The sequence below is a fragment of the Paenibacillus silvestris genome (assembly GCF_009882985.1).
Classification (GTDB): Bacteria; Bacillota; Bacilli; order Paenibacillales; family NBRC-103111; genus Paenibacillus_E; species Paenibacillus_E silvestris.
The window spans coordinates 596,819-609,763 of the sequence record NZ_WTUZ01000039.1 but is presented as its reverse complement, the minus strand read 5'-3'; the positions used below and the strand labels follow the sequence as shown (position 1 = coordinate 609,763).

At 44.1% G+C, this 12,945-nt stretch carries 10 protein-coding genes; 1 reads left to right on the top strand and 9 read right to left on the bottom strand.

Annotation, left to right across the window (positions count from 1 at the left end):
• Positions 1 to 14 precede the first annotated feature (14 nt).
• From GQF01_RS31825 to GQF01_RS31805, 5 genes are all read right to left on the bottom strand, one after another.
• Positions 15 to 686, bottom strand: coding sequence for a GntR family transcriptional regulator (locus GQF01_RS31825; protein WP_161411067.1), 672 nt, complete (start codon positions 684 to 686; stop codon positions 15 to 17).
• A gap of 43 nt (positions 687 to 729) precedes the next feature.
• On the bottom strand, positions 730 to 2,349 hold the full coding sequence (locus GQF01_RS31820) for a response regulator transcription factor (RefSeq protein ID WP_161411066.1): 1,620 nt from the start codon (positions 2,347 to 2,349) through the stop codon (positions 730 to 732).
• 90 nt (positions 2,350 to 2,439) lie between these two features.
• Complete coding sequence (locus tag GQF01_RS31815; RefSeq protein ID WP_202556790.1) at positions 2,440 to 4,209, bottom strand: cache domain-containing sensor histidine kinase; 1,770 nt, start codon at positions 4,207 to 4,209, stop codon at positions 2,440 to 2,442.
• A gap of 71 nt (positions 4,210 to 4,280) precedes the next feature.
• Positions 4,281 to 4,967: a GntR family transcriptional regulator gene (locus tag GQF01_RS31810; protein WP_161411158.1), complete on the bottom strand. Its 687-nt coding sequence runs from the start codon at positions 4,965 to 4,967 to the stop codon at positions 4,281 to 4,283.
• 77 nt (positions 4,968 to 5,044) lie between these two features.
• A complete protein-coding gene (locus GQF01_RS31805; RefSeq protein ID WP_161411065.1) occupies positions 5,045 to 6,337 on the bottom strand; it encodes an ABC transporter substrate-binding protein in 1,293 nt (430 codons plus the stop codon).
• Positions 6,338 to 6,513: 176 nt separating this feature from the next.
• On the opposite strand from GQF01_RS31805, the gene GQF01_RS31800 reads away from it, so the two are divergent.
• Positions 6,514 to 8,037 carry an extracellular solute-binding protein gene (locus GQF01_RS31800; RefSeq protein ID WP_161411064.1) on the top strand — a complete coding sequence of 508 codons (1,524 nt, stop codon included), beginning with the start codon at positions 6,514 to 6,516 and terminating at the stop codon, positions 8,035 to 8,037.
• Between the two features lie 61 nt (positions 8,038 to 8,098).
• Here the strand turns inward: GQF01_RS31800 and GQF01_RS31795 are convergent, their stop codons facing one another.
• The 4 genes from GQF01_RS31795 to GQF01_RS31780 all read right to left on the bottom strand — a co-directional run bounded on the left by GQF01_RS31795 (position 8,099) and on the right by GQF01_RS31780 (position 12,899).
• On the bottom strand, positions 8,099 to 9,685 hold the full coding sequence (locus GQF01_RS31795) for an extracellular solute-binding protein (protein WP_328803570.1): 1,587 nt from the start codon (positions 9,683 to 9,685) through the stop codon (positions 8,099 to 8,101).
• Positions 9,686 to 9,796: 111 nt separating this feature from the next.
• Positions 9,797 to 10,669: a carbohydrate ABC transporter permease gene (locus tag GQF01_RS31790; protein ID WP_161411062.1), complete on the bottom strand. Its 873-nt coding sequence runs from the start codon at positions 10,667 to 10,669 to the stop codon at positions 9,797 to 9,799.
• A gap of 11 nt (positions 10,670 to 10,680) precedes the next feature.
• A complete protein-coding gene (locus GQF01_RS31785) occupies positions 10,681 to 11,625 on the bottom strand; it encodes an ABC transporter permease (RefSeq protein WP_161411061.1) in 945 nt (314 codons plus the stop codon).
• A 227-nt stretch (positions 11,626 to 11,852) separates the two neighbouring features.
• A complete protein-coding gene (locus tag GQF01_RS31780; protein WP_161411060.1) occupies positions 11,853 to 12,899 on the bottom strand; it encodes an S-layer homology domain-containing protein in 1,047 nt (348 codons plus the stop codon).
• Positions 12,900 to 12,945 lie beyond the last annotated feature (46 nt).

The window sequence follows — 12,945 nt, the reverse complement described above, 5'->3', positions numbered from 1 at the left end:
TTCACTCAAGCTGACTACTTAAAATAAATCGAATACTTATGCAATAAAGCCAACTTATCGAAATCCTGCAGTGTGAAATGGTTACGCAATACGGCCACCCCTTGCTCGGGGTCCTTGCTCTGAATAGCTCGCAAAATCACCTGATGCTCACTAATCATCGTCCGCCAGTACGCTATCGTTGGCTCCATCAAAAAACGAACCCGCTTACTATTCACCGACTTTTGCTGCAGGACAGCCCATGTACGTTCCATGTTGCAGCCGATGAAGATCTGTTCATGAAACTGATCATCGAGTTCTATGCATGTTCTGAATTGCTGCGCTTCAAGAGCAAGTTCCTGCTGTTCAAGCAAATCCTGAAGCACGGTAATATGATCCGCCGTCATCCTCATACACGCCAAGCGAATCACTTCCGCCTCCAGCTGCTCTCGTATGAAACCGGTTTCATCTACATGTGTGAAATCGATTTTCGTAATATAACAGCCCTTTTGAGGAATAATGTCCACTAATCTGATCTTCGCCAACCTCGCAAATGCTTCACGAATGACTCTGCGGCTAACGAGCATCATCTCCGCAGCCATCGATTCCGAGATCAGCGTCCCTGGCTTCCAGCTCATTTCAATCATGTTATCCTTCAACGCTTCATACACTTGGTCCCGCACGGAACCACTCACATCATGAAGTTGCAAAGACAATGGACTCACCCCTATGGAAAGATTGATTTTCTTCACTTCATTTCACTAGGTCAGTTGGATTCATGCCGGTATATTTTTTGAACAGGTTGCTAAAATAGGGAACGTTTTTATACCCCACTCTTTTGGCCACTTCATAAACCAGCATATTGCGATCCAAGAGCAGCTCCTTTGCTTTCTCGATTCGTACACGAGTCAGATAGTTGTTAAAGGTTTCTCCTGTAGCATTTTTAAAGATGATAGCCAGATAATTTCTAGAGACGTAAACTTTGCTTGTAAAATCAGTGAGATTAATATCTTCCATATAGTGTTCATGGATATACTGTGTCATGAAGTCGGCGACTTGCTGATGCTTGCTGTTTCCCTTGAATTCTCTGCTTGTGCAAATCACGGATATTTTCTCTTTTAACCATTTGGCCAGATGCTCAGACTTGGTAATACCAGCCATTTCCATGACCACTTGCTCATTGGAAAACAGATCATCCAGCACCATCCCAACCTCATACAGGCAATAAGCAAAAATCCCCCAAAGCTCACCCGCCAGCATCTGTAGGTAATCAGGTGTACTCGACAGCATATTCCGCTCAATCGCTTCTACATGCATCTCGATAATCTCATAAGCCCTGGCCTCGTGAGATATTTTAATTGCCCCGGCAAGTTCAGAATATAATTTCACAGGCCGTATTCTAGCCGTTTCCTTTTCCCCTTTGAACGTATTGCTGTACATGAACACATCATAGATGGTGTTTACGCGCTGCTCCTTGAGGTCCATAGCACGGAAGGCTTCTTCCGTAGAATCGGGAATATCCATCCAATGCGATTTAATCGCCCCAATACCAACACGAACCGTTAATTTCAAATGAAGTCTAATGCATTCTATGATTCGGATGGAGAGCTTAGTTAACTTCACTAAGGAATCCGTGTATGCTTCCTCTGTATCTAGATGTAACAACAACGCTGAGCGTGTGCTGTGCAGATTGGTGTATTCATAATTTTCAAATTGCTCTCTAACGATCTCCGAAACGATATTATGAACAGCAAATCGGAATAAGTTCCAATCCGACAGCAAGACTTCACTGGCGCGTAAATCACGAACAATTTCGATTCCCAAGACAATATGTGTTTTGTTTTGCCAATAATGAAACTGAGGCGGCAGCATAGACTCATGCCAGTTACTTCCGAGTGTGCCCGCAACGGCGGATTGAACCCATTCCCTCTGGACAAAAGGCTCGTACATCGATAGCTTCTGCTCAAGATCAACCTGCTTCATTCGTTGTTCTTCCTCATCCGTAAGCTCCTCAATCACTTTGGAAAGAACAGAGTTAAGCGTTTGCAAGGAAATAGGCTTGGACACATAATCACTTACCTGAAACCGTAAGGCCTGCCTTGCGAATTCAAAATCGGAATAGCCGCTTAGTATGATAATTTTCCCTTGAAACCCCTCTTCACGCAACCGCTCAATCATATCAATACCATTCATGACAGGCATATAAATGTCCGTAATGACGATATCCGGCTGAGCTTCCAATACCATTTGTAAACCATCTTCACCGGTCATGGCTTCCCCGACGTATTCGGCATTCAGCGCCTCCCAAGGGATGGCCAACTTCATGCCCTGAAGCACTTGGCGATCATCGTCAATGATTGCGATTCTCCACATAGTTTGGAAACCTCCTAAATGAAATGATAGCATGATCTCTTAAGCGCTTAAATGCGACTAATGCACAAATTATTATAAAATCCATTCAAATTAATCTGGGTGTTTCCCCCAAAGGGTTGAATCCGGGCGTGACGTTAAGGCTGGCAGCGTGATGTGAACAATCGTCCCGCCTTCTTCACGCGGCTTCAAGACAGCTCCGTAATGATCCCCGAAATAGCCTTTGATCCGCTCCTTCACATTGCGAACGCCATAGCCTCCTGTATGCCGTTGCTGCTGCTTGTCCGACTTCATCTGTAAGCCAACTCCATCATCCTCAATGACGATATGCAAGGTATCATTACTTACTCCAATGTTTAGCTGAATGCATCCTGTACTACGAACTGCAAAGCCATGAATGATGCAATTTTCTACAAAAGGTTGAAGAATCAGCTTGGGCAGGAATAACTGCTTAATGTCTTTGCTTACCGTGATCGCATACTCAAGCCCGGTTTTCCAGCGCAATTGTTGGATCTCCAAATAGCTTTCCACATGCATCACTTCCTCCGCCAAGGTCACGAAGCTCTCCCCATTCGAGAGTCCTATGCGGAACATTCGCCCCATTAATTCTATGATTCTGCTGATCTCATGCTGACCTCGAGTTATAGCCATCCAGTTCAATTGGTCCAGCGTATTATATAAAAAATGAGGATTGATATTCGCCTGCAAAGCCTCAATCTCCGCTTTGCGCTGCTGTTCATGACGGATTTGCAGCGAACGATACAGTTCCTCAATCCGTTCATTCTGTTTGGAATACCCTAAGAACAAGTAGCCAAATTCGTTCTCATAGTCCTTAGGTACATTGATTTTCTTTCCACCTAACGAATATGCCGACATCATGCTAATCAAATATTTAATCGGTTTGGTAAATTGCTTGCTAAGCCATAAAGCAAGCAGCAAGGCTAAGAGAATAGCTATTACACCTATGATTCCAACTGCTTCCGCAAGCTTAAATCCACCAGCCGTTATTTGCTCCCAAGGCGTTACTTCTACTAGAATCCAATGTGAACTAGGTGACTTGGAATACACCAATAAGTTATCATCTAATCCAGCTTCTCCCCGAATCCGCGTATAGCCGGAATCGTCCAATTTATGTTCCAGCCACTGTGACAACTGAACGTGATTCGAGGTATTCCCCGTGTGCAATAATAATTTGCCTGTATCGTCGAGTATCAAACGATTTACTTCCGATGATTGTCCCGCCAATGCAGCTCGAATACTGTCGGCCTTGATATGGATGACAAGGATACCCAAATATTTATTGTCATACATAATTTTTCTAGCATAACTCAAAACAGGTACCGTCCCTTGGAAACTTGGAATCACGTGTTCACTAGACAAGGTTGAATCGTTATCTTGCAAGGCGCTGTACCATATTTGACTTGAAGCCGCGGACCTTTCAATATATTGAATATAACTCTTGGAATCGCCGAATACCGGCTCATCCATATACAGATCAATCCCTTGGATCATGGGAATGGAGTACGTGACGTTGGCCAATGTTTGGGCTACGTTCCTTGACTCTTGATAGCGCTGATACTCATCCTTCTGTACTCGAAGGTAAGATATGAGCTGCTCCTCACGAGATAAGGAGAGGGAGATCTGCTCAATGGATTGAAGCCGAGTAGAAATTTCCTTATTTAACTCTACAAGGAGTTTATGCTGATAAAGCGACGTCGTTTGGGCCAGTTCGTTCGATGACATACGAAAGCTGATCAAGACCGTTAAAGTGAGCACAATTACAATTAACGTGGCAAAGCTGTAGAAGAATAACCGATCAATGCGATACTTTTTAAACGGATTGAACACTTTCAGACCAACCATCCTCTCCACAAGTAGCACTTCAGACTAATCGAAGACCTGCCGAGTATCGACAGGTCTTCGAGGTTAACATCCTATTTAAAATACGTTGGATATTTGTTCTTTAATTCTTCTTTTTCAAACCGTACTCTGCTTAAATGCTCACCCATAATTTTCTCCGCACGGTCCGGGTCTTTATCGCGAATTGCCTGAATAATCCCTTGATGCTGCTCTAGGATAAGCCTCCAGTCTTCGTCATCTGCAAGTCGCAGAATACGAACCCTGTTGTAATGGACATTCATCTGCTCCAGCATGCTCCATGTATGCGTTTTGCCGCAGCCCACAATGATCGTTCTATGAAACTCTTCATCTAATTCAAAAAAGCGTTCATAGTTTTTCTCTTCCACACATAACTCCTGAAGAGAATGGAGATGCTGCAGCTGCATAATCTGCTCCGTCTTCAGATCTTGGCAAGCTCTGCGTACAATCTCCCTTTCCATCGTTTCTCGAACGAATCTAGCTTCTTCCACAAGCCCGAGATCAATCAGTGAAATATAAGTCCCCTTCTGCGGAACGGTCTCAATTAAATCTTCTTGAGCGAGTAACACTAAGGCTTCTCGAATAGGAGTTTTGCTTACTTGAAGCATCTCGATAACTTCCTTCTCCGAAATGAGACGGCCTGGCTCAAGTTTTAACTCCATGATATTATTTTTTAGCGTATTGTACACGTGATCCCGAATCAGTAGACCCTTGGTATCACGCGAAGAAACGGGAAGCTTCATGTCCACCGGATAACACTCCTCCTGATACATCTAATATGATTAGTATACCAGATATGCCAAACAGTTTAAAGACACAACTAGTTTTCATATTTTTGCGCAGCCACTCTAAGCAGCTCCAGCGCTTCCTCTGGCGTAATTCTGCCAAAGCTCAGTTGATCCCTGACCAACGGCCAGTCCCTATCCACATAATTGATCCAACCGTTCGGGCCAGGACTATAAGCTTGACCGTTTTTTAAGGTCGCATAGAACATGCTCAATCCGTCCTTGTCGATGTCACTCATGTACTTTTCAATAGAACCTGCAATCTCGTTATTAACAGGCAGCCCGCGAACAGTCTTTAGGATGGCCCCGGCTTCCGGATCATTGATGAACCAATCGGTGAATGCCTTCGCCTCTTCCGGGTAATTGCTGTTCGCTGAAACACCGAAGAACATCGAGGGCTTCAGCCACCCGCCTGCTTGCTGTGATCTCGGCATGGTGACAAGCGCATATGCACCTTTCTTCAAGCTGTCCCAGCCGCCTAGATTGTTGGAGAAGGACATTCTCATAATGATTTTGCCGGCTACTAACAAATCGAGATTAGGATCAAACTCCTTATCGGAGAGATTAATCTCTGCTGGAGGAACAATGCCGTCCAACCGCATTTGCTCGAAGGTATATGCCCATTCTAGGAAGGTGTTCTTATCAATATTAAACTTCCCGTCGTCCGTCATCACCTTGTCCTTGCCTCTGCTGTATTGAAAGGCTGAATAGGCAAAGTAATCACCAGCAAAATCCTTTGTAAAGTACACCCCTTTCGGCAATTTAGACTTGGAGTCCCTTGCCATTTGGAAAAAATCATTCCATGTCCATCCATTGCTTGGAGCTTCAATTCCTAGCTTCTCTAGGGCTGAACGGTCATAAATCATTCCGAAAGCAACGGAGCCTAAAGGCACGGCATATAACTTCCCCTTGTACTGCCCGGAGGTTAGGAGCTTCTGGTCCACCTTGGAGATGTTCACGCCAGGTTCTAAAGGAATCAACTCCTGCCGACTTGCCCAATCCGATATCCAGCCTGCGTCTAGCTGGACAATGTCTGGTGGATTTTTCGCTAAAGCCTGGGTATTAATCTTATCTAAGTACCCTTCCAGACCGGAATACTCCGGCTCGAAGGTAATGTTGGGAAACTTCTGTGTATATACGTGTAGAACTGACATGGTAGCTTCATGACGCTCTTGAGAGCCCCACCATGCTATCCGCAATTTCACTTTCCCTCCCCCATCTGGAAACGGAACTTTCGTTGGTTCTTTGGTTGAATAACACGAAGTAAGCAAGGTGCCCAGAAAGATGCCTGTTAATGCAAACAATTGAAAACGCTTCCATCTGACCATATCTATCTCCCCTAGACGGTTAATAACTCGAAGCTTCGGTACCTTTCTAATATACCATTTTTTTCTTGCTTATAGATGAGGTATGATTTAAAATATGAAGCATTAAACGTTCTAGTAATATCAGTATTATCAGAAAAGAAACTTCAGTTTCTTGTCATTTTAATGGAGGTAGTTTTATGAAAGGACATGATTTGAAGGTCATCATGGTAAGCTTAATCGTTCTCCCTAATCTGGTAGGATGTTCCACAGAAAATAAGACTCAGTTTCCGAGCTTAACGACCGTCCTAACAGAGGAACAACCATTCCAGATTAACATGTCTCTAGACTTTGCCGGTAAAGAAGTTCCCCAAGCCAGCAATGAGGTGCAGCAAACCATTGAGCTGTACACGAACACGAAGCTGCAGATCACATATAACCAAGCTAGCGATTATAACAGTAAACTACCAGCTATGATTGCTTCTGGACAATTACCGATGGTCATTGCGGGTGACCCTAGACAGTCCTATATTCTCAGTGCGATTCAGGAAGGCGATTTTTGGAACCTAACCGATTATATCGACGACTACAGGAACCTCTCCACCTTAAACCCCTTGATTTATGATAATGTCAAAGTGGATGGTAAGTTATATGGATTGCCTCGAACGCGACCAATCTCCAGAAACACTGTGTTTTATCGCAAAGACTGGATAGAAGCGCTTGGTTTAAAACCACCTGCGACGATGGATGACTACTACCAGATGCTTAAAGCATTTACGGCGGATGATCCGGATAAAAATGGCAAAGATGACACCTACGGAGTCTCGTATATGATGACTGCTGGACAATTCATCCCGGATTTCGGCGTTACTTTTGGCTCACCGAATAACTGGCGGTTAGAAGAGGGTACGTTCACCCGAATGGAAGAAACCCCCGAGTATATGGAAAGTTTGAATTTCACGAAAAAGCTGTATGACGAGAACTTAATGAATCACGACTTCGCTACCGTCGAACGTACCAAATTCGAAGGGGATTTCGAGAACGGCAAAGCAGGCGCCATAGGCAATACGACGAATACAGCATTAGCCTATCAGTCGCGTGTTCAAAGTCATAGCCCCATGTCACTGATGGATATGACGGGCCCACTTGCGGGTCCAGCTGGCCTTCGTGTTGCTGGCGATCGCGGATCTAACGGAATGATTATGTTCCCAAAGTCATCTGTCAAAACGGAAGATGATCTCAAAAAGCTGCTGACTTTCTTCGATAAACTTGCTGACAACGAAATGGCTGATCTTCTCGAATGGGGCATTCAAGGCAAACATTATGAACTGAAGGAAGGAAAGCCACTGCGTACCAATCAAGATCAGTATGAAAACCAAGTGGCTTTTCCTTATAAGTGGGTCATGCGAGTTGTTCCAACCGATGATCTGAAAACACCCGGCGATATAGATCCGATAACCAAACGCCAGTTAGAGGTCGAAGACATGAACGGAACCTATGCGGTTCCAGACCCCACAATAACGCTATTCTCTAGAACTTGGACTGAAAAAGGAAATGAGCTTCAACAAATCCTAAATGATGCCAAAGTGAAATATGTCATGGGTAAATTAGATGAAACAGGCTTTAAATCAGCGATTGAAATAGCAAAAAAACATGGCTTAGATCAAGCAGCCCGCGAGTATGCAGAGGCCTTTGCCAACAGTCAGAATAAGGATAACGAATAAAAGTGGCTGTACAGAAATCATTCTGTACAACCACTTTTTTGATTATGCTATTTAACTGAAATTACTTTTGGTTTTTGTAGAACTCTTCATAAGCTTTTTTCTTTTCTTCTTTAACAGCCGTACCGCCCATTTCCATATACGCTTTCACTTGGTCGTCGTATACTTTACTGAAATCAGCTGTTTTGGCAGTGGCGATTTTGGTTAACATTTCTTTTTCTTTATCCTTCAAAATGGTTGCATACTTCACTTCAGCCTGAATCGGTGTATCAACTCGCGGAATTGTATAGGCATCATTAGCTCCGGCTTGAATACTCTTCACTGTAAAATCTTTAAAGTTCGGATCTGTTGCATTTGCTTCGATATTTTTTTGCGGCTCATCTGGACTCACATATTTACCATTTAAGATGATGGCATAATCATAGTAGTTATACAGGATTTGTTTCGCTTCCGCAGTATCAAGGTTAAGAGGTACACCGTTACTGTCTAGTTTGTAGGAAACGCCTTCCTTACCATTTTGAAGCGCCAGGATATTTTTAGGCTCAGACATCCAGTTCAAATATTTCACGGCCGCCTCAACATTCGGGCTTGCTTTTGGAATCATTAGATACGCACCGTAGGCAGGATATTTAGGCTTAGGATGTTTGCCGTCTTTCGTTGAGAACGGATCGATTGCCACCAACTCTGCTGCTGGGTTGTTCTTCTTCAAGTTCGAATAATAGCCATTATAAACGGGTTCATTCGTATTCGGTGTACCTGCTCCTGCGATGCCATTCACCATTTGCTGAGCGAATGCCTGGCTAAAGTCAGAAGCAAGCGCAAAATCCTTATCAATTAAACCTTCATTGTACATTTGATTTAAGAATTTGAGGCCGTCTTTATTACCGGGCTGCTCCCAGTTTGGCGTAGCATACAGATCCGCTGGCGTGATTTTGCTCCAATCCCAGAAGGATTGAATTAACGGCTGCATGTGGAAAATATCGATATAGGAATAAGGGATAACTTTTCCGCCTGTATTTCCCGGGTCTTTTTCTTTAAAAGCCCTCATTGTTTGCAGAAATTGGTCCGTCGTCGTCGGCACTGGCATATTCAGCTTATCCAGCCAATCCTTACGAACAAACGTTGTTGTCTGGGATTGAATAACGCGAAGTGCAGGAATCGCATATTGTTTACCATTGAACATGCCATCTGGTAAGGAAGGTGCTAGTACTTTTTTCAGTTGAGGACCCACTTTATCAATCACTGGCCCCAAATCCGCCAATCCTCCACTTTGCGCATAGTTCTGTACTGTCGGCTTATCATAAGTGAAGACAATATCCGGCGCAGAGTTAGAAGCCATCAAGACATTCAGCTTTTTAACTTCTTCAGAACGTGGCACGGTTACGAATTTGACTGTGATATTGTTCGGTTTACCGAAATTTTCTTGAATGTATTGCGTCATGAAGTTGTCTGTGATTGGTGGAGCGCCTGCTGGCGTATTAGCCCTGTCAAAAAGCTCTACTGTAAGCGTAATTGGCTTTGAGCTTGGTGCCGTAGTGGCGCTGCCAGCCGCAGGTGAACTGCTGTTTTCGGTGGTACTACTTGAAGGATTACTGCTGCAAGCAGTTAGTACTAAACAAGATGCCATTGCTACTGTCAATGTCGTATTCACTGATTTATGAAGCATTTTCCGCATTGTGTTGCCTCCCTTTAATCTCAACTGATTTTTTAATATAGAACCTTCGGCAGTAGAATGCTTGCCTTGTCCACCGAAGAGGAACTATTAACCTTTAACGGCACCGACAAGCATACCGGAAATGAAATAACGCTGCAGCCAAGGATATACGAGCAGGATCGGCACGGTCGAGAACATAATGCTGGCAGCCTGCAAGCTTTGAGGAATCGGCGTCGAGGAGTTGAACCCCTCCTGAGCGGATGCATCATTGGCTTGACTATTAATGACCATTTCGTAGAGCTTCAATTGAATCGGATAGAGATGCTGATCGTTCACATAAAATAAGGCATCCTGGAACATATTCCAGCGATCTACCGCAGAATAAAGGCCAATCGTCGCTAAGATCGGCAGCGAAAGCGGAAGCACGATTTTGAGCAAGAATCGGAAGTGTCCACACCCATCCATCCATGCGGAGTCTTCCAGCTCAGCCGGAAGCTGTGAAAAGTTTGTTTTTAGAATAATCAGGAGAAACGCGTTGATCAAGATCGGCACGACTAAGGAGAAAACTGTGTTTAACATGCCAAGCTGCTTGATCAGTAAGTAATGCGGAATGATTCCCGGATTGAAGAACATCGTGATGATAATAAGCAAGAAGAAGATATGTTTTCCTTTGAAATCCCGTCGGCTCAGTGGATACGCAGCCATCACTGTTACGGCCATCGTTAGCAATGTATACCCAGCAACCAACAGAATCGTAAAGAATAGTGAGCGAAGCATTGCGAAATCTCCAAGCACCGATTTGTACGCTCCCCAGGTCCATTCAATTGGCCAGAGGGTTACTTCGCCAGACATAATCGGTCTGTTTCCGCTTAACGATAAAGCGAACATATGAATCATTGGCACAACACAGAACAAACAGAAAACTCCAATTACAACAATAATAGCAGCGTCTACAATTCTATTTGTAGGATTTTGATACATCGTTTCACCCCTTAGAAAATCCCTTGGTTATTGACTCTTCTAGATATAAATTCAGCCGTTAAGAGTAAAATGAGCCCTACCACCGATTGGAACAAACCTACTGCTGTAGCAAGAGCGAATCTCGCTGACTGAATGCCAACCGTGTATACATACGTACTAATAACCTCGGATACATCTTTCACATAGCCATTTTGCAAGACATACGGCTGTTCAAAGCTAATGTTCGCCATGTTACCGATCTGTAGAATGAACAAAACGATGATCGTAGGTTTGATGCCTGGCAATGTAATATGCCAAATCTTCCGCATACGGGACGCTCCGTCCACTTCCGCAGCTTCATATAATTCCTTATTAATTCCTGTAAGCGCAGCCAAATACAAAATCGTTCCCCAGCCCGCATGGTGCCATAAGCCAGTTCCTACGTAAGTAGAAATCCAGTACATCGGTTTTTCCAGAAACGGAATCGGTTGGCCGCCAATTGCCTTGATCATTTCGTTAATCGTCCCATTGTTGGTGGATAGAAGCTCAATTGCCATCCCACCGACAATTACCCAGGAAATAAAATGCGGCAAGTACATTAACGTTTGACTCACTCGCTTGAACCAGCTAATGCGGATCTCATTGAGCATGACCGCCAAAATAATGGGGACTGGGAACGTAACCAGACCCAAAATGTTTAAGACCAGCGTGTTGCGGAACGCTCTATAAAATTGAGGCAGAGAAAAGACTTCTTTAAACACGTCTAGTCCTACCCAATCACTGCCCCAGACGCCCTTGAACAAGTTATAGTCCTTAAACGCAACCGCAACCCCCGCCATAGGGATGTACTTGAAAATTACAAAGTAGGCCATAGGGATAATCATTAGGACATACAACTGCCATTGGCGTCTAAAAAAAGACACTCGACTTCGTTTGATCGCCGCTGAGGATGTCGTCTGGCTAATTTCAATCTGCATAAAGCGTTCATCCTTTTTAATGAAATTTTTGATACCAAGTTGATCTACTAACAAATCGCTCCCAATAAATAATACCAGTCTAATTAGTCTTACTAGTAATACTAGTCATCCAACTGTGTTCATTATAATTCACACTTGTAACCGATTGCAATACCTTTTTTTCAAATCTTCCCAGAAAACAAAAACAGCCCTCCATCCTTTCGAATGTCAGGGCTGTCTCGCATGATTTATCGATTTGCGATGTCGTCATATAATGCCAAAATCAAAGTAACGGCTTCTGCACGGGAAGCATTAGCATACGGCACGAACTCATGCTGCTCTCTTCCTTGTACGAGCCCCTTTTTCACGGCTTGCGCAATAGAAGCATGAGCCCATGATGGGATCTCATCGGCATCTGCAAAGTCAGTCGTGCTTTGGGGATCTATGTCCTCGCCTAGAGCTCTCATAATCATTACGGTCATTTCTGCACGGGAAATAGGATTTGCTGCACGGAATGTATGATCATCATAGCCGTTTATTACACCTGCGGACACCGCCTTGAAGACAGCGGGTTGCGCCCAGGATGGAATGCCTAGCAGATCGGCGAAATCAAGCGACTGCTCACCCGAGGCCAATAAAGCTACAGCTCGATCTAACATGACGGTAAACTCCGCTCTTGTAATCAATGCCTCAGGCCGGAAGGTCCCGTCCGGGTATCCATTAATAAAGTCAAGCATTGACGCTCTATTTATATTCTCCTGAGCCCAGTGACCGGCAATGTCGGTAAATACCATCGGTTGTTTCACCTTTGTCCCACTCACATCCAAAGCAATTCGTGCTTTTGGTTTAAGGGTGGATGCTACAACTGCACTGTTAACGAGTTTCACTTGATTAATCTCGACACTCCCCGTGCCCTCAGCAATGCTCTCAAAGGTAAACGCAGCCATCTCGATCGTTCCGGAATCTCCTGGCGTCGTTGCCCCTACTTTGGTGTGCCCGAACCTAATTTGACTACCGCTAACCAGTGCAGGCACAGATAATCCGGGTATGCTGCTTGTGGCATTTTTAAAAAGCAGCCTCTTCGTATCATAATTCAAATTTATTTCAAATCCGTAGAGATCCAGCAGGTTCTCTCCCACAACGACTACTTGGACCTCATGCCCGATTCCTATGCTCGATTCCAAAGTTCTTAAAGTAAAAGAAGGCGTTGTATCCGCTTCAGCTACTGCCATATTCGAGCCCAAAATTAGTATACAGAGCCATATGATTACGACGAAACGCGAGTTTTTTTTCAAGCGAGCTCCCTACCTTCCTTCAAATAAAAGCAGAGAAAGACAGTTT

Bases quoted from the DNA above. Each gene is read 5' to 3' on its own strand.
- GQF01_RS31820 (WP_161411066.1), bottom strand. From the start codon at position 2,349: ATGTGGAGAATCGCAATCATTGACGATGATCGCCAAGTGCTTCAGGGC.
- GQF01_RS31815 (WP_202556790.1), bottom strand. From the start codon at position 4,209: ATGGTTGGTCTGAAAGTGTTCAATCCGTTTAAAAAGTATCGCATTGAT.
- GQF01_RS31810 (WP_161411158.1), bottom strand. From the start codon at position 4,967: ATGAAGCTTCCCGTTTCTTCGCGTGATACCAAGGGTCTACTGATTCGG.
- GQF01_RS31805 (WP_161411065.1), bottom strand. From the start codon at position 6,337: ATGGTCAGATGGAAGCGTTTTCAATTGTTTGCATTAACAGGCATCTTT.
- GQF01_RS31800 (WP_161411064.1), top strand. From the start codon at position 6,514: ATGAAAGGACATGATTTGAAGGTCATCATGGTAAGCTTAATCGTTCTC.
- GQF01_RS31790 (WP_161411062.1), bottom strand. From the start codon at position 10,669: ATGTATCAAAATCCTACAAATAGAATTGTAGACGCTGCTATTATTGTT.
- GQF01_RS31785 (WP_161411061.1), bottom strand. From the start codon at position 11,625: ATGCAGATTGAAATTAGCCAGACGACATCCTCAGCGGCGATCAAACGA.